The 18,523-nt window shown below is 36.2% G+C and carries 17 protein-coding genes; all 17 read left to right on the top strand.

Features of this window, described 5'->3' with window-relative positions; all coding sequences use genetic code 11:
• The first annotated feature begins 270 nt into the window (after positions 1-270).
• Positions 271-1,404 carry an FAD-dependent monooxygenase gene (locus MF646_RS15235; protein ID WP_250097373.1) on the top strand — a complete coding sequence of 378 codons (1,134 nt, stop codon included), beginning with the start codon at positions 271-273 and terminating at the stop codon, positions 1,402-1,404.
• A gap of 70 nt (positions 1,405-1,474) precedes the next feature.
• Entirely contained in the window at positions 1,475-2,425 is a 951-nt protein-coding gene (locus tag MF646_RS15230) for a VOC family protein (protein WP_250097372.1), read from the top strand.
• A gap of 113 nt (positions 2,426-2,538) precedes the next feature.
• Positions 2,539-3,729, top strand: coding sequence for an MFS transporter (locus tag MF646_RS15225; RefSeq protein ID WP_250097371.1), 1,191 nt, complete (start codon positions 2,539-2,541; stop codon positions 3,727-3,729).
• 94 nt (positions 3,730-3,823) lie between these two features.
• Positions 3,824-4,096 carry a hypothetical protein gene (locus MF646_RS15220; RefSeq protein WP_250097370.1) on the top strand — a complete coding sequence of 91 codons (273 nt, stop codon included), beginning with the start codon at positions 3,824-3,826 and terminating at the stop codon, positions 4,094-4,096.
• On the top strand, positions 4,075-4,260 hold the full coding sequence (locus MF646_RS15215; protein WP_250097369.1) for an FN3 associated domain-containing protein: 186 nt from the start codon (positions 4,075-4,077) through the stop codon (positions 4,258-4,260). Before MF646_RS15220 ends, MF646_RS15215 begins: the two co-directional genes overlap by 22 nt.
• 404 nt (positions 4,261-4,664) lie before the next feature.
• Positions 4,665-5,678: a response regulator gene (locus MF646_RS15210; protein ID WP_250097368.1), complete on the top strand. Its 1,014-nt coding sequence runs from the start codon at positions 4,665-4,667 to the stop codon at positions 5,676-5,678.
• Entirely contained in the window at positions 5,675-7,477 is a 1,803-nt protein-coding gene (locus MF646_RS15205) for a sensor histidine kinase (RefSeq protein ID WP_250097367.1), read from the top strand. The genes MF646_RS15210 and MF646_RS15205 overlap by 4 nt, the downstream gene beginning before the upstream one ends.
• Positions 7,478-7,544: 67 nt before the next feature.
• A complete protein-coding gene (locus tag MF646_RS15200; RefSeq protein WP_250097366.1) occupies positions 7,545-9,062 on the top strand; it encodes an extracellular solute-binding protein in 1,518 nt (505 codons plus the stop codon).
• 287 nt (positions 9,063-9,349) lie between these two features.
• Entirely contained in the window at positions 9,350-10,444 is a 1,095-nt protein-coding gene (gene dctP / locus MF646_RS15195) for a TRAP transporter substrate-binding protein DctP (protein ID WP_250097365.1), read from the top strand.
• A 94-nt stretch (positions 10,445-10,538) separates the two neighbouring features.
• Positions 10,539-11,075: a TRAP transporter small permease gene (locus MF646_RS15190; RefSeq protein WP_250097364.1), complete on the top strand. Its 537-nt coding sequence runs from the start codon at positions 10,539-10,541 to the stop codon at positions 11,073-11,075.
• Between the two features lie 33 nt (positions 11,076-11,108).
• Complete coding sequence (locus MF646_RS15185; protein ID WP_250097363.1) at positions 11,109-12,416, top strand: TRAP transporter large permease; 1,308 nt, start codon at positions 11,109-11,111, stop codon at positions 12,414-12,416.
• Positions 12,417-12,440: 24 nt separating this feature from the next.
• Complete coding sequence (locus MF646_RS15180; RefSeq protein WP_250097362.1) at positions 12,441-13,934, top strand: sulfatase-like hydrolase/transferase; 1,494 nt, start codon at positions 12,441-12,443, stop codon at positions 13,932-13,934.
• A gap of 149 nt (positions 13,935-14,083) precedes the next feature.
• Entirely contained in the window at positions 14,084-15,043 is a 960-nt protein-coding gene (locus MF646_RS15175) for a formylglycine-generating enzyme family protein (RefSeq protein ID WP_420842518.1), read from the top strand.
• A gap of 255 nt (positions 15,044-15,298) precedes the next feature.
• Entirely contained in the window at positions 15,299-15,919 is a 621-nt protein-coding gene (locus tag MF646_RS15170; RefSeq protein ID WP_250097361.1) for a YesL family protein, read from the top strand.
• Between the two features lie 261 nt (positions 15,920-16,180).
• A complete protein-coding gene (sda, locus tag MF646_RS23505; protein WP_420842517.1) occupies positions 16,181-16,378 on the top strand; it encodes a sporulation histidine kinase inhibitor Sda in 198 nt (65 codons plus the stop codon).
• Entirely contained in the window at positions 16,347-17,132 is a 786-nt protein-coding gene (locus tag MF646_RS15160) for a sugar phosphate isomerase/epimerase family protein (protein WP_250097360.1), read from the top strand. Before sda ends, MF646_RS15160 begins: the two co-directional genes overlap by 32 nt.
• A 12-nt stretch (positions 17,133-17,144) precedes the next feature.
• Positions 17,145-18,218: a Gfo/Idh/MocA family protein gene (locus tag MF646_RS15155; RefSeq protein WP_250097359.1), complete on the top strand. Its 1,074-nt coding sequence runs from the start codon at positions 17,145-17,147 to the stop codon at positions 18,216-18,218.
• The last annotated feature ends 305 nt before the right edge of the window (positions 18,219-18,523 follow it).

The raw sequence follows: 18,523 nt of genomic DNA, 5'->3' as shown, positions 1-18,523 counted from the left end.
CCTTCTAAGTCTATAACTAAAGGGATTATACGGCTTTAAAAAGTTGGCATGATCCTTGCATTGAATTGAGTAAGTGGATGGAGCCAATAAGGACTAATATCCTAGCTCATTGAATTAAGATATTTTTGTAACCGCTTTAAGTAATTACCTAAAGGAAGTGATTAACAGATTATACCACACGAATCATTTTGTAAGTGCTCGCTAAAAACTTACCTAATTTTTTCAAAAAGAAAATGAGAAACGACTTAGATAAGGAAAGGGAGGATATTTATGGCAAACGTGAAAAAGGTTTTAATCGTTGGAGGGGGCATTGGAGGGTTATCAACAGCTATTGCTTTAGAGAATGTTGGCATCAAGACAGAAATTGTTGAAATTCAAAAAGAATATGATGTTTATGGTGTTGGTGTTATTTTACAATCGAATGCTGTTCGTGTTTTAGATGATATTGGGGTACTTGATGAGGTGATAGCTCGTGGAAAGTCTTATGAACGATTACAAATGTGTAGTCCCCAAGGGCATGCTTTTCATGAACTCCCAGCTCAACAAGCTGGAAAGCATAAAATAAATTGTGGAATATCGAGAAAAGAGTTACACAATATTTTATACGCTGAAGCAATAAAAAAGGGTGTGACCATTCGATTAGGTCTTACCGTAGATGTGATTCAAGAAAATGAAGATGCCGTCTATGTTGAGTTTACGGATGGTTCTATCGGTGACTACGATCTTGTTGTTGGAGCTGATGGGATTAATTCTAAAGTTCGAAATTTGGTATTTGGAGAATTGAAACCGAAATTCGTAGGTCAAGCCGTATGGAGATATAAGATGAACCGTCCAAAAGATATGCCTGATGCGTTACAGATGTATTTTGGAAAGAAAAACAAAGCAGGTATCGTGCCGATGTCAGAAGATACTGTTTATGTATTTGTTGTAACGAAAGAACCTGACAATTCATGGAAGCCTGAAGATCAGCTTCATGTGTTAATGAAAGAAACATTAGAGGAGTTCGGTGGGTTTATCTCTGAGTTACGAGATCAGATTGTAGACCCGAAAGGAGTGGTATACCGTCCCATATCAACACTCCTTTTGGATAAACCATGGAATCGTGGACGTGTCTTAATTATTGGAGACGCAGCCCATGCTACTACACCTCATATGGCAATGGGAGCAGCGATTGCAATCGAAGACGGAGTTGTACTTGCCGAATTATTAAAACAAGACTTACCTTTAGAGGAGGCCTTTACCACTTTTTCGGAAAGACGTTTTGAACGCTGCAAATTAATTGTCGAGACTTCGAATACATTAGTTGAATGGGAATTGTTAATGAGTGAAGGAAAGCTGCCAAAAGAATGCAATATGAATCAGCTGATTGATGAAACGACTATTAAGATGGCAGAGGCGTATTAAATTTAAGATTAATAGAAAAATAGGGCAAAACTTGTCTAATATAAATAATTCGAAAATCGGAGGAATGATCATGCCAAAAAGAAATCATTTTATCTCACAATTAGCACACTTAGAAATTTATAGTCCAAAACTAGAAGAGTCTGTAACTTTTTTCAAAGAGATTTTAGGCTTAGAAGAATCAGGTAGATTAGGAAATTCAGTATACCTTCGTGCATGGGGAGAGTTTTTCCACCATAGCTTGAAGATAACAGAAGGATCAACACATGGACTTGGACATATTGGCTGGCGTGCAGAAAGTGAAGAAGATTTGCAAGAAGCTGTTCAGTTCATTGAAAGCAAAGGATATGGAAAAGGCTGGATTGAAGGCGACCTTGGACATGGAAGAGCATATCAATTTTTATCACCAGAAGGCCATTTAGAAGAAATTTTCTGGGATGTTGATTTAGCTGTCATTCCAGAGGAGAAGCAAAGTAAATGGCGCTCTCGTCCACAAAAAAATCCAAGCCGCGGTGCATCCGTAAGACGTTTAGACCATGTTACGCTTTGGAGCAGTGATGTCTCTCGTCACAATCAATATTATCAAGAGCTCGGATTTAAATACAATGAAGGTGTCGTTCTGCCAAATGGAACAGAAGTTGGTTCCATTCTAGCCGTATCTAGTTTGAACCATGAAGTAGCAATGTTTGCTGACTTTAAAAAGGAACATGGAAACTTAAATCATATTTGTTACGCGGTAGAAAATCGTGATCAAGTACTAGAAACAGCTGACTATGTGGTAGACAATGGCTACCGATTAGAAATGAAACCGTTTAAACATGCATTAGGTGAGGCGTTCACGACGTATGCAATTGAACCAGGTGGAAACCGCGTTGAAATTTATGGAGGTTCACCATTATACTTTGCGCCGGATTATGGACCGAAATTATGGCCAGTAGAAGAGAATCCAAACGATGCGTGGTCAGAGCATAACATCTTTAATACAGCACAGTTTGATAGTATTCATGAAAAAGCTGGTAAGTAACACGTAGACGTTTAGAATCCGTCAGGGACTTTCCAAAGGAACGTTGCTTTCCTTTGGAAAGTTTTTTCTACTTAGGACGTAACGATAGAAATACGTTTGAGGGTGGAGAGGAAATGGAAAAACAAGTACCGTTATGGAATCGCGATTTTATTGGCATGTGTTTATGTAATTTTTTTCTGTTTATGACAGTCAACACGTTAATCACGACGTTGCCGCTTTATGTTATTAATGTATTAAAACAAAGTGAAAAAGAGATAGGGCTCACGTTAATGGCTTTTACGCTAGGGGCTATCTTCGTAAGATTTTTTGCAGGGAAGTGGATAGATGAATTAGGGAAGAAGAAAATCTTAATCGCTTCCTTACTTTTATTTGCTATTACAAACATAGCGTATTTAGGTATTAATAGTATTTTTCTTCTATTAGTATTACGCATTTTACATGGTGCTGCATTTGGAATGGTGTCCACTGCTACAATGGCCATCGCATCAGAGATCCCGTCAGCTAGCCGAAAAGGGGAAGGAATCAGTTACTTTACCTTATCTATGAGCTTATCCATGGTGTTAGGGCCATTAATAGGATTAATGATTGTTTCAACATATAACTTCACTGTCCTGTTTGCTATTTGTTCAGTTTATACAATTGCAGCTTTTCTATTTGCAAAAATGGCGAAAGTAGAGGAAGTTCCTGTTCCTAATTTTGACAAGACTAAGCGGAAATTAAAATGGGAAAGCATGATTGAAAAAAAGGCATTACCAATCGCATTTGTTTGCTTTGTTTTAATATTAGCACAATCGACGATTCAATCTTATGTTCCTATTTATGCTGAGAGTCTTGGGCTGGGGAATATTGCTGGTTATTTTTTTGTGATGTATGCGGTTATGTTGATTGCGACACGCAGCTTTACAGGAAGGATCTTTGATAAATTTGGTGCAAATTATGTTGTGTATCCGTCTCTTGTTATCTATTTTTTAGGGTGGGTAGGCTTAAGTTTTGTACAAAGTCCATTTGCATTTCTTGCGATGGGGGCAGTCATAGGCATAGGCTATGGGACCCTTCAACCAAGCTTTATTACACTTGTTACGGCCTCTTCTCCAAGTGAAAGGAGAGGTGTGGCCACTTCGACATTCTATTTATTTTTTGATATCGGTATGGGAGTAGGAGCCGTCTTACTCGGTATTGTTGCTTTTTATACAAATTATCAAATGATGTATCTCGTTTGTGCAGGGATCGTAGTGGTAGCAACGTTCTTTTATTATAAAGTCCAGCTTAGTACGAAAAAAGATGTAGGGGCAGGAGCAGCTTAGGTTGTAATAGTCCAACACACTTAGCAGTTGGTGTTTTTTATACATTTATTATCTCCAAATTTCCAATTATCCGACATATATTGGGGCTCATCAAATGCGGACAACGCATGAAAATGAATTCACGCCAGAATTACCAACCCCATATACAGTAGTCCCTCCAGCGTATGTAAAAACGTTCACGGAATATTTACGAATGATGGATATTATTGTACGAATAATTTTAAAACGGATTATCAGTTTGAAACTCCTCTTTCGGCATGGGACAGTAGACCCGCTATTTATTCCGATTAATGATCGTTTTCCAGGTGTAGAGGTGATAAATGGCGGTCATTTTCATGTGCCATTATGCTTTATAGTGCGACATTAGGTGCTACAATCATTTATACAACCGAAGAAGGTCCCGCCCCACGTTTGAAAATTTATCAAGGGCCACTTACTCTTGAAAAGGGAAAAATGACGATTCGGGCAAAAGCAGTTAGAATCGGTTTCAAAAATAGTGAGGAATTGGTCTCAACGTTTGTAGTTGAATGATGGCTAGACCTTTCGTTCACATCTAAAAGATTAGTAACTAGATTGTAAAGATTAAGGAAACCAGTTCTCTAAATTATAGAGTATTGGTTTCCTTGAGGTTTTTACAAAACGTTAACAAGGGAAACTAGTGAAGTATGTGTAGAATCAAACATGACTAAGGATTAAGTCTGTGGGGGAGGTAGCAGAGCGTTAAATAGAATAGGAAGGTCTATGATAGGACTAAATAATTAATTTGCTGATTTTTCTAAAATTTATTATGCTATAATAAATTTTAGTATCACAAAAATAAGAGTATCATTTACTTATTCAACGAGTAGTGTAGATGCTTTCCAACCTAAGAATGAAAACGCTTACTGTTAGTTTTTCCTTATTTCTCGCAATTTCTATAATGTGTGGTGATGAAAATGTATCAAGTAATGGTTGTCGAGGATGAACAGTGGATTCGTGGAGCAATGGTAAAAATGGTAGAAAGTATAGACGGTGGTTATGAAGTAGTCGCAGAAGCTGGAAATGGCGAAGAAGCTCTTGATTTAATATTTGAGGTATGGCCAACCATTGTGATAACTGATATCAAGATGCCTAAAAAAGATGGACTGTGGCTTGTTCAGGAAATTAAAGAGCGTAATTTGCCTATCATCCCGATTATTGTCACTGGTTATGATCAGTTTGAATATGCGCAACAAGCAATCCGCTACGGCGTCTCTGATTTTTTACTTAAACCAGTTATTGAATCAGAGGTTCTCAATGCGTTAAAGGGTACTATAGATCGGTTGAAATATCACCATACTATGCATGCTTTTCTATTAGAAATTCAAGAGTTTATAAATCAAATACAAGATCATAGTGGTCATGATTTTTTGAAGGAACTTTTGAAACTAATCAAATCTCTCTATGATACAAAAACTCTCAGTGTTGGTGAGCGTCATGTATTATTGAAAATATTCTCAGGCAAAATGAACGACCTAATTGTGAGTATTTTTCCAGACTTTGAACGAAAGATTTTATGTGATGTGGAGAAGGAAGGCGTGCGTAGTCATTTTCAGCAATTACTTGAACAATGGATGAAGTGTTCAACAGATCTTCTTAAAAATGATTCAAGAAGCGTTATTCGAAATGCGTGTGAATTCTTACAACAAAATTACTATAAAGACTTGAGTATGATGGACGTAACAGATCGCTTTAATATAAGTGTGTCCCATTTTAGTCTGCTTTTTAAAAAACATACTGGACAAACGTTTGTAAACTATTTAAATACAGTAAGAATAAACAAAGCGAAGGAATTACTTACGGAAAATGATTTGAAAATCTACGAAATAGCTGAAATGGTTGGATTTATTTCACCACCTCATTTCAATCGGGTATTTAAGCAGATAAATGGGTATTCCCCAAAAGAATATAGGAAGATTATGAACTTATGAAAGATCTCTTTTACAAGTTACACCAACAACTATCAATAAAAACGAAATTAATTGTTGCTTTTTTTACAGTAGCCTTACTGTCTGTTTTTTTAATGGCTTCCATTTCTTATGTGAATTATACTCAAAGTGTAAAACATGATTTTTACCGACTTTCGAATGAAGCAACATTACGCTTAAATCAACATATTGAATTTTATATGGTTCAATTAGGCAAATCAACATCGTCCTTGTTGACTGGTGACCTGTTACAATCATGGATGAAAAATGAACGAGAATTTAGTACAAGTGAAATCGATTCAATCCAAAATGAACTGAGAAAAAATATTGCCTTAAATTATCCTGAAATTGTGGGGATGTTTTTAGTTACTACTGACTTGAAAGTTCTTGAAATGACAAACCTCCCGTTATCAGGGAATCATTCCTATACAGGGGAGCCCTGGTACAGTAACTCTTTTCATCATGATATAAGGGTATTACCGACACATATTATTAATTATCCGATTGTTAACGACGTTCGGGTCGTGTCAATCGAGGTTCCCGTCTATAGTATAGTTACATTAGAGTTGCTTGGTAAGCTAGTGATTGATCTTGAACTAAATGAATTGGAAAGAATATTTGATAATGCCAATTTAGTTTCTGAAGGTAGTTTTTTTGCTATTTCTGAAGATGATTTGATTGTTTATCACGAAAACTATGATTGGCTTGGAATTTCACGATCCGAGACAGATCTCGTCGAATTTAATTTATCCTCTGAAGAAAAAGCCTCGATTCAAAACGTGTACGGTCAGAGGCAGCTAGTCTCTATTTCTAAGTCAGAATCAACAGGTTGGACTTTTGTATACACGGTACCATTAGATAAAATGGCTTCTGCTATGCAAAATACACCTAATATCATCTTAATAACACTTCTCATCATTGTTGTAAGTATTGTGATCATTGTTCCTTGGATTACAAATCGTTTTGTAAAGCCTATTTTAGATTTGAAACAATTTATGTTACGTGTAGAAAAAGGAGATTTACATGTTCGTGCACCAGAAATGTCTGGCAATGACGAAATTTTTCATTTAAATCGCAGTTTTAATAATATGGTTGAACAAATTGATGAATTACTTAGTAATGTTACTTCCTTGGAATTAAGGGAAGCAAATCTATTATTAAGAGAAAAGGAAGCGATTATTCAAGCGTTACAAAATCAAATAGATCCACACTTTCTCTACAATTCTTTGGATATCATAAAAAGTATTGCTTATATGGAAGATGTTTCTCAAATCGTTACAATGTCTCGCAATTTAGCTGACTTCTATCGTTACACAGCGAAAAATGTAACGAAAGTAGTTACACTTAGGGAGGAACTGGAACATCTCAAACATTATTTAGCACTTATTCAAGTAAGGTTTCCTGTTACTTTTCATAGTCAAATAAATGTAGACGACAAATTTTTAGAGTGTACTGTCATAAAATTGATGATTCAGCCTCTTGTGGAAAATGCGATCAAATATGCAATTGAACCAAATGATGGAAAAGGGTCAATTATTGTTTCGGCACATGACGAAGATGGGGAGTTGGTCATCAAAATTACGAATACAGGTTTAAAAATAGATGATAAGAAAATCGAAATACTGAATAGAAAAATTTCTTCTATTACAGATAATGTACATGAGGAATACCGTAAGCAACAAAGTTTAGGAATTGCCAATGTGCATTGTCGAATTGTACTTAAGTATGGCAAGCAATACGGGGTAAGTATTGCAGCCAACCACGATGAAGAAACCGTTGTTTTCGTTCGTTTGCCAATCTAGCGGTCCGTCGAATAACTTGTAAGTAAATCGTTTGGTTGTAAAAATTTGGAGAAGGAGGATAATCAAAATGCAGAAATGGTTGTCTTCTTTTTGTATCTTAGTTTTAATAAGTAATCTGATCGGATGCTCATGGTTGGATAATAGAACCGAAGATGAAGTGGATGAAAAAACAACAATCAACATAATGATTAGGAGCTATACATCAGGAGGGTGGAATTCCAATCATCCTGTCATACAAGAATTAAATAAACGTTTAGGGATGGAGTTGAATATTGAGTGGGTTCCCACGCCAATCTACGAAGAAAAGTTAAATGTTGCTGCAGCTTCTAATAAATTTCCTGATGTGTTTTTTGTGACAAATGACCAGTTTCTACGATGGCGTGATCGCGGTGTTTTTATGGATGTGAAACCTTATATTAGCGACTATCCTAATCTTTTTACATATATCCCTGAAACAGCTTATCAGCTCTACAATCCTGAGGATCAATACTTTGGTTTTCCAGTATATATTCCAGAGGTTTTAGAATCAATTGTTATTCGTAAAGACTGGTTAGACACTCTTGGATTGGAGATGCCTGAAACTGTTGACGAGTTTTACGAAGTTGCTAAAGTATTTGTAAACGAAGACCCAAATAATTCAGGTAATCAAGATACAATCGGCTTTACACTAGATATTAATCCTATGGGGAATTTTGGTTTTGGAGATACAGCTTTGTTTTTCATGGCGGGATTTGGACTAGTTAATGGTTGGGGGATAGATGATAATGGAAAGCTATTTCCGATGCAAATCCAAACGAACGAGATAAAAGATTTTATTGGCTTTTTAAGAAAAGCCTATGCTGAGGGAGTACTTGATCCAGATTTTCTTTACAACTTAGATAATGATTCTTATCGGATGCTACAAGGAAATCAATTAGGAATTGCTCGGCTTTTTCATACCGTTTCCATACCAGCATTAGTAAGAAATTCACCAGAAGCAGAACTAGTCCAGCTCTCTCCCTTAATTGGGCCAAATCAGGAACGTGGAATTTTTGCAAGGACAGGAAAACATAAAATTGTGATTAATGCAAATATCGATTTAAAAAAACAGGAAAAAATATTAGGAATGTTAGATTATATGCTTTCAGATGAGGGGCATGATTTGTTAAGTCATGGGATTGAAGGAATTCACTATGCGAGAATTTCAGATGATAACTATCAGTCCCTTGAAGCTGCAGCCAAAGATGCCCCGTCTCAATTGCTTTTTTCTTTTTTAAGGCGGAATGATCCTAAGTATATGATCCTGAAAACGACAGATGCGGAGGAAGCTGCTGCTCTTCATTCCTTTACTAAAAATAACGAAAAATATCTCGTGAACAATCCTGCTGTTGGGCTTGTTTCTAAAACAGAAATTACTATTGGTACGACTATTAATAACCGGTGGATGGAAACTATGGTGAACGTTATTAAAGGGGAAGAGCCGATGGAAGCAATTGAAAAGGCTGTTGAAGAGTGGAAATCTACTGGAGGTAAAGAAATTATAACTGAAATAAATGAAGCATACCAGCAGTTGAATAAAACTATGGCTGGAACTGAATCTAAATAAAATTAAATGAATGATGGTGTAATTCACTTTAGCGTCTGCCTTAGGTGATTTACACCTTTTTTGTTGTTACTAGAAAGCGAAAGCTACTCGTATTAGAAGATAGATAAAGAGAGAATAAAATATGCTAAGAATTCAGAAAATTCGTCAAAGACGATATTGATAATTGAATTTACAATAAACTTATAAATTAAAAAAGGATGTGAGTAGTTAAATAGGTATGAAAGGGTTTTCTTTTATAAGATTAATTGAAAGCGTTATCAAAAAATAATAAAAAAGGGGTTATATGTATGAAAAAACTATCTAAAAGTCTTATTCTTTCATTGGCGCTTTTTGGGTTAATCGGTTGTTCATCAAGCACAAACACAGAGACGACGACTAGCGAAGAGAATCCTGGTCAAGAAGCTGAATCTAGGGAAACCATAAACTTAATAGCTAGTACCCATTCCCCTCCTGGTATTCCTTTAACTCTAGCATGGGATGCGTATTTGGATGAAATCGAGGAGAGAAGTGAAGGACAAATTGAATTTGAACGTTATTACAATGGTGGTTTGTCTGATGGTTTTGACGTAATTGATGCGGTTGGCAATGGAATAGCTGACGTTGCTGTTGTGTTTCCTTCATGGCAATCTGGGAAGCTACCGTTAAATACGATTGCTTCAAATCCTGGGTTACATGAAAATGCATGGACTGCGGTTAAAGCGTCAAATGAGCTTCGCCAACTAATTCCTGAAGTGAACCAAGAACTTGAGAATCATGGAAATGTAAACATTGGGAACTTTGGAGCTCCTCCTATGTATTTCATTTCAACAGATTCTCTAACTAGTTTCGATGATTTGAAAGGACAACAGGTTCTTACGAATTCTCCAACTCAAGCAAAAATAGCAGGAGAGTTAGGGATGGTTCCAGTTGGCATGAATTTAACTGATGCGTATGATGCATTAACGAGAGGGATTGTTGATACTGTGCTTTTCTCCGCTCAAGGAGCAATGAGTTTCGGTCTTCATGAATCTGCCAAACATGCATGGAAATTACCGATGGGAACGACAACGGGTCTGTATACGATGAATAAAACGGTTTGGGACAGTTTACCTGCCGATCTTCAAGCGGTTATTGAGGAAGTAAAAGAGGAATTTCAGCCTGAATCGTTCCACACGCTCTATCAAGTGACGGAAGAAGAGTATGAAGAGAAATTCATTGAAGCAGGTGGGACCATTGTGGAGCCAACTGAAGAGGATTTGAATTTTATGATGGATATTATTACAACACATGTCTGGGATGAATGGATCAAAGAGCAAGAAGACAAGGGATTACCTGGTGAAGATGTTTTAAATACGTATAAAGAACTAGTTGAGAAATACGAACAAGAAAACCCATTTAAGTAATAGATTCATCTCTTAAGGTAAGCTGCTTCTAATACAGCTTACCTTGAGAACTATATATAGAATAAAGAGTGTGGTAAAGGAAGGGGTTCTATAAATGGGAAAAGTGCTTAACACAATCAACAGATCGTTTATGAAACTAGAGCTTACCTTTTTACTTATTGGTGGATTTCTCGTGTTTTTTATTATGTTTCTAATCACCATTAATATTTTTATGAGAAATGTTTTTGGTGCTCCTATTGTCGGTGTTTATGAAATGGTTGTTCAATGTTTTGTGGCATTAGTTGCTCTAGGATTTTCCTATGTTCAAGGTCAAAAGGGGAATATCACAGTTGAAGTGGTGACCGACTATTTGCCTGAGAAATTCCAGAAATTTTTTCACTTGTTGGGGTATGGTGTAGGGTTGTTTGTGATTGGAATCATTGCGTGGCAAAGCGGATTACAGGCGTGGTCCTCCTTTGTTAATCAAGATTATAATGCGAATAGTTTATTAAAACTGCCTCTATGGCCTTCTAAAGCCTTTATTACATTAGGAATGGCGACTCTTTGTATAAGGTTATTGCTCGATATATTCGTATGTCTCTTTGTCAAAGAAGAAAACAAAAAGAAGCAAGACGAACAGTTGGTTTCGTAGTTTGTTTATTACTTACATAAGGGGGGAAAGGGTATGAATCTTGATCCACAGCTTATCGGAGTACTAGGTTTAATAGTCATGGTGATCCTTGTTTTTTTAAGGGTTCCTGTTGGTTTTGTTATGATTCTTGTTGGGTTTCTTGGGTTCGCATTAATAAGAGGTTCCGGATCTAGCTTTTCTATTATGGGGAACACCTTTTATGAAGCTCTTTCTGATTATAATTTTACGGCAATCCCGTTATTTATCCTAATGGGCTTTTTGGCTTACTATTGTGGAATTGTCACTCAACTATTTGATACGGCCAAAAAGTGGGTGGGGCATTTGCCTGGTGGAATGGCGCAAGTAACGATTTTTGGAGGAGCAGGGTTTGGTGCCGTTTCAGGTTCAGGTCCCGCTTCGACAGCGACATTATCGAAGATTGCCTTTCCAGAAATGGTGAAAACGGGCGTGGATAAAAAGTTAGCTTATGGTGTTGTTGCCTCTGTTGGCCCATTAGCCGTTATGATTCCACCTAGTATATTAATGATTGTCTTTGCCATTATTACACAACAGTCTATTGGGCAGCTATTGATCGGAGGGCTGCTCCCTGGCATTGTCGCAGCCACAGTTTATATGATATTGGTTTATATTTTAGTAAAAAGAAAACCAGACATCGCACCTGCACAACCTAACACGACATTTAAAGAAAAGATGATGTCGTTAAAAGGGATAGGTCCTTTTGCTATATTGGTCTTTACGATTGTTGCTGGGTTATACTCCGGTATTTTTACACCTACAGAAGCTGGGGGAATGGGGGCCTTTGTGGTGTTCGTGATGGTCCTATTGAAACATGGATTCAAATGGGAAATTATGAAGAACAGTATGATTGAAACGATGAAAACGACGTGTATGATTTTTATTTTGGTAGGAGGGGCATTTGTTTTTAGTTATTTTTTATCCGTCTCTCGAATTCCAACCACCTTGTCACAGTTTTTAGTATCTCTACCAGTAGAACCGATCGTTATTATACTGGGAATCATATTATTGTACTTGATTTTAGGGATGTTTATCGAAATGATCTCTGCGATGTTCTTGACACTTCCTATTATTTTTCCAGCGGTCATCGCATTAGGATACGATCCTATATGGTTTGGTGTGTTACTTGTCTTTTTAGTGGAAGTGGCACTAGTTACTCCTCCTTTTGGAATGAGTTTATTCATTCTTAAAGGGACAGTACCAGGAAGTGATCTTAGGGACATTTATAAAGGTGCGGTTCCTTTTATTTTTGCAGATTTTGCGATTATTGCTTTGTTTCTTTTGTTCCCACAAATTATTACGTTTTTACCATCATTAATGAATTAAAGAATAATAGAAAGAAGGGATGAAATGAGTAGTAATAATAAAAGTATAAAGCCCAATATCATTTTTATCACGTGTGACCATTTAAGAGCAGACTTATTAGGTTGTGCTGGTCATCCGGCGATTCAAACTCCTCACATTGATAAACTAGCAGAGCATGGCGTGAGGTTTAGCCAGGCTTATTCGCCAACACCTGTTTGTATTCCGGCTCGAGCAACGATGATGACAGGTCTAGAAGGAGATCGTTTAGGGTTAAAAGAATATCGTGCAGGATTTGAGCTCCCTGTTCAAGATACATTGCCACAACAGCTTCGCGACGCAGGGTATCAAACGAAAGTAGTTGGAAAGATGCACGTTTATCCAGAAAGAAAACATTACGGCTTCGAAGAAATGCTTCTTTGTGAGGAAGGTAGATTACTTGGTGAAAACAAGCAACTCGACGATTATGAAATTTGGTTAGCGGAGCAAGGTTATCCAGGAAAAGCATTTGCGCACGGACTATCGATGAATGAATATGCGGTTTCACCGTGGCATTTACCAGATCATTTACATCCAACAGAGTGGATTGGCGAACAAGCATGTAAACAAATAAAACGACGTGATTGGACGAGGCCGTTATTTTTATGGACTTCATTCACAGCTCCACATCCACCACTAACACCATTGATGAACGATCTTTATGTGTATGAAGGGGAGGAAATACCTGAATCTGCGATGGGGGATTGGGTTGAGGAACATCCTATCTATCATCAAATGAGTCTAGCTTTTGGAAAAGGGAAGACAAAACATCAAAAGGAACAAGCAAAACGTGCGTTTTATGCATCGGTTACACATATTGACAGACAAATTAATCGTATCATTGGTACGTTATCGGAAGAGGGAATGTTAGATAATACGTGGATTGTTTTTACAGCGGATCATGGTGACAACTTAGGTGATCATAACCTTTGGGCAAAATCTACTTTCTTAAAAGGCTCTTGTAATATTCCATTAATTATTACGCCTCCTTATCAAGGCGATGAACGTTTAGGAACGGAATGGAAAGCGGAAAGTATAAATCATTCGATGGTCGGCTTACAGGATATTTTGCCAACACTCGTTGATATTGGCGGTGGTGTGATCCCAGAAGGAATTGATGGTAGAAGTTTACTTCCGCTTGTGAAAGACACTTCTCAATCGGTTAGAGAATTTTTATTAGGAGAATTTGGCAGGGACCGTCATCGTACATTAATGGTAACAGACAGGGACTGGAAATATATTTGGTATGAAACAGACGGATATGAGCTACTTTTCAATATAAAAGAAGATCCTAATGAACTTAAGAATCTCGTCAAAAAAGAACCTGAAAAAAGAGAAGAGTATCGCCAAAAATTAATTAGTATTTTGACTTCGAGAGAGCAGGACCCTGCAGTTGAGGGGGAGGAATTGAAAGTTACTTTCCCTGGGAGTAAGGCAGAGAAGAATAAACGACCGAGAATCAATTCATTCATGGCGTATGAAAGTCCAGTGGGACATCACTAGATATAAAATAAAGCAAAGGGGGTGTCCAAGGCCGAAACAGACCTTGAGACACCCCCTATCTAACTTTAGTATAATAACAATTATAAGAATCAGAGGTTTACATAACAGAGTTTGTATTTTGTTAAATGATTAAATTACGAGGTGATCGTATGAATGAGAAAGCATGTTGCTCAGCTAAACGGAATCTAAATGGTAGCCTAATGATGGAAAAAATAGAGCCTAGAATAGTTATGAAATCTACCAAACGCAGGCATGATGAAAATCTTATCGAACTTCCTGGTGGAGAGTTCCTAATGGGAACAAATGATAAAGATGGATTAGAAGCAGATGGGGAAGGGCCAGTTAGGAATGTATATGTCAAGCCATTTGCCGTAGATCGCTTTGCAGTTACAAACGAACATTTTAAAGAATTTATTGAAGAGACCGGTTACAAGACGGATGCAGAAAAGTTCGGTTGGTCATTTGTATTTCATTTATTCATATCAGATGAAGCAAAGCGTCAAGTGGTTGGTTCCCCACAACAAACACCATGGTGGCTAGCGGTAAAAGGAGCTAGTTGGAAACAACCAGAAGGGCTAGATTCTACAATTGAAGATAAAATGAACCATCCTGTTATCCATGTATCGTGGAACGATGCTGTCGCTTACTGCAAATGGTCAGGAAAAAGGCTATTAACGGAAGCTGAGTGGGAGTATGCTGCTCGTGGCGGCCTCGTTCAAAAAAGGTATCCATGGGGCGATAAATTAACACATAAGAAAAAACATCTATGTAATATTTGGCAAGGGGAATTCCCAGTGAAAAATACAGCAAAAGATGGCTACGTAACAACAGCACCAGTTGATGCATTCCAGCCTAACGAATTTGGGTTGTACAATGTAGCAGGAAATGTATGGGAATGGTGCTCGGATTGGTTTCAAAATGTTCATCCAAATGAGAAGGTTATACTAAATCCAAAGGGCTCCGAGCATGGAACTGAAAAAATAATGAAAGGTGGCTCGTACCTCTGCCATCAATCGTACTGCAATCGTTATAGAGTAGCAGCTAGAACAAAGAACACACCTGATAGTTCTACAGGAAATATGGGGTTCAGATGTGCTGTTGACCTGTAATGTAAAAGTTTAAACGGGGATAAATGGTAAGCTGTGTACCAAGTTCTTCAATCATATTTTCATTCAGAAGGCTTTCGTTAAGCGATGCACCTTCTATCTTTTAATTTACAGAATAATCAAAATGATAATTGAAGGGTTGTTTCGAGTGTGATAGAATTATAGTTAAATAATTTACATTAAGTAAACTATTTAACTGGTGTAAAAATATAGCTTATTATCTTTTTAAAAGTGAAAATGTAGAAAAGAGGTGGAATCATGGAAGGCGTTATGTGGGCGATTTATAGAATTTGTAATTGGATTATGAAATTTGCTTATGTCAATCTTCTCTGGATATTGTTTACCATCGTAGGTTTAATTGCTTTTGGATTTTTTCCAGCAACTATTGCCATGTTCTCTATCATTAGAAAGTGGATCATGAAAGAGGTTAATATCCCTGTTTTTAAAACGTTTTGGTTAGCATTTAAAACGAATTTTCTAAAAAGTAATGTTCTAGGACTTATTATCATGTTTTTAGGAGTCATTTTATACATAGATTTAAGAATAATAGATCAACTTAGAGGTGGATGGTTACATATTTTTTATTATTTGCTTTTAACTGTAAGTCTTCTGTATTCCCTTACACTTCTATATGTAATTCCAGTTTTTATTCATTATGAAATGAAACTCATACAAGTATTGAAAGTCTCATTTTTATTAATGATACTAAACCCTTTTTCAACAGTATCAATGTGTGCAGGAGTTTTGGCTGTATTGTTTCTTATGAATCATATACCTGGATTAATCCCATTTTTTAGTGGTAGTTTATTAAGCTTTATTATTATGTTTTTTGCATATCATGCATTCATCAAAAATGAACTCAAGTTAGAAAAAGAATAATATATAAAATTGTTTAGTAACTACATGAATGTTTGAAGAACATCAGTTAAATGGGATTCCCTCATATAGCTGATGTTTTTAATGGTAAAAAATAAATTTTATATACATTAGGACAAGTTAGGTCTAATAGAAAGTTTGTGAAAATAATCAATCATTTTCTGAAAATTAGTTGATTGATTTCTGTAAAAATGTTAACATAAAATAAATCATTTATAAATAATAAACCATTGATTTATAGGATTTTTGTGAGGAGAGAGTTTAATGAAAAACCTTAGTACGACACTGTTAGTTGAAATATACCAAAAAGCGTTAATAACCGAAGTTGATAAAAATTTTATCGACCTCATTGAAAAAGAAATGAACAGAAGATTAGATTTAACATTACTAAAAAATAATGAGAATTTAACTTTTGAAAGGGTGCCAGAAAATGAACTTAGGAATCATTGCAAAGCCAACTGAAGAAAGTTTTCAAAGTGCAAAGGACAAAGGACTTCAATTTTTGGAGTTTTGTATTAATGATGGTCATGATGTTGAAGGTTTTTATAACGATCGATTTCAGCTTAAAAAATGGGTCGAACAATATGACATTCAGGTTGGATCCATTGGTAGGTGGAAATCTTTGCGTATTGATCAAAAAGGTCAGGTAATTGAGAGCGAACTTGAGAAATGTTTTAAATTGATTGATGCAGCAAGTGAGTTAAATTGTTCGAATTTTGTTTGCGGGGTTAACTATGTTCCCGATCTTTCTTATTACGAGAATTGTACGGCTGCAATTCGATTTTTATCGAGATTAGTTGAATTTGCAAAATCAAAGAATGTCACTGTTTCTACTTATAATTGCCGGAAGGGCAACTTTGTTAACACACCAGAGGCTTGGAAAGTGGTTCATGGACATGTAACAGAGTTAGGAATCAAATATGATCCTTCACACTGTCGTTATGATGGAGGAGATTACTTAAAAGAAACGATGGACTGGGGTGATCGTTTCCAACATGTTCATTTAAAAGGTTCATTAATGGTAGATGGAAAAAGAGTAGATGATCCGCCAGCAGGGCTTGATCAGACAGATTGGAAAACTTTTCTTTCTCTATTAAGAGTAAAAGGATATGATGGAGGGCTTAGTATCGAACCACATTCCCTCATTTGGACTGGAGAATTAGGAGAAAAAGGTGTGAATTATACAATTTCATATATGAAAAACTTATTAGTTTAGGAGGAAAATAGTATGTTTAGAAATCTTAGATATGGATTAATTGGTGCCGGAAGAAATGCTGAAAGAAAGCATATATCAGGATATAGTAATGTTCCTAATATTGAAATTGTTTCTATATGTGACGTAAATAAAGAAAAGGCCAAAAAAGTAGGAAGTGAATACGGGATTGAAAATGTGTACGATGATTATGTTGAAATGATAAGAAAAGAAAATTTAGATATTGTCAGCATTTGTACTCCAAATTCGTTACATGCTGAAATAGCGATTTTTGCATTAATGAATGGTGTAAATGTCCATTGTGAAAAACCATTAGCGATCAATGCGAAGGAAGCAAAACGTATTTTGGATGCGAAAAATAAATCAGGGAAAAAGGTAATGGTTGGATTAAATAATAGATTTACAAATGAAGCGGTATTCTTAAAAGATTATATTGATAAAGGATTTTTAGGAGAGATCTATCAAGCAAAAGCTGGTTGGATTAGAAGAAGCGGTATACCAGGCAGGGGGACATGGTTTACGAATAAGGAGCTTTCTGGTGGAGGTGTGATGATTGATTTAGGTGTACATTATTTGGATTTAGTCTTGTATTTAATGGGTATGCCTGATCCATCATACATAATGGGTTCCGCCGTTACAAACTACGATAAAACATTATCCCGAGATCGCCCGGGATACAGCAGGAGCATTAACGGAATCTATAATGTTGAAGATAGTGCCGTAGGATTTTTAAATCTTATGGGTGGACGTACAGTGAGTTTTGAATTTAGTTGGGCGGCCAATATAGCAGAAGAGAAAACCTTCGTAGAATTAATTGGTACAAAAGGCGGAGCCAGTTTGATAAATGGCAGCTTACAAATCTATTCTGAAATAAACGGTACGTGTGTGGATATAAGTCCGAAAATAGATAAGAACACATTCTATAAGAATGAATTTGAACACTTTGTAAACTGTATTATCTTTAATGAGGAACCGATAGCTCCCGCTGAACACGGTGTCTATATGATGGACATTGTTGATCATTTTTATGATTCAGCAAAGAAGAAAGAGCCTCTATTTATAGGATCATGTAGCCAAGTTTTAAACTAGATTTATTAACTTTGTAATACAAATGAAAAAGAGAGAGAAAAAACTAAAATTTTGTCTTTTTTATTTTTTGAAAATAAAGAAAACGCTTGCAAAAACGGGACCTCTCTATGTATACTAGAAATACAGTATTTACTAATTGTAAATAGATTACTATGTGTAAATGGTTTATGCATTGTAAGTTATATTTGATATAAACAGGGGGGCTCATAATGGCAAAAATCATTGCGAATAGCGAAACTAAACCCGTTGATATAAACGTCAAACAACCATTAGCGCTTAGATTGAAAAAAAAGAAACGGTATGTA

Source organism: Halalkalibacter alkaliphilus (assembly GCF_023555415.1).
Lineage (GTDB): Bacteria > Bacillota > Bacilli > Bacillales > Bacillaceae_D > Halalkalibacter > Halalkalibacter alkaliphilus.
This window is presented reverse-complemented; position numbering and strand designations above follow the sequence as displayed.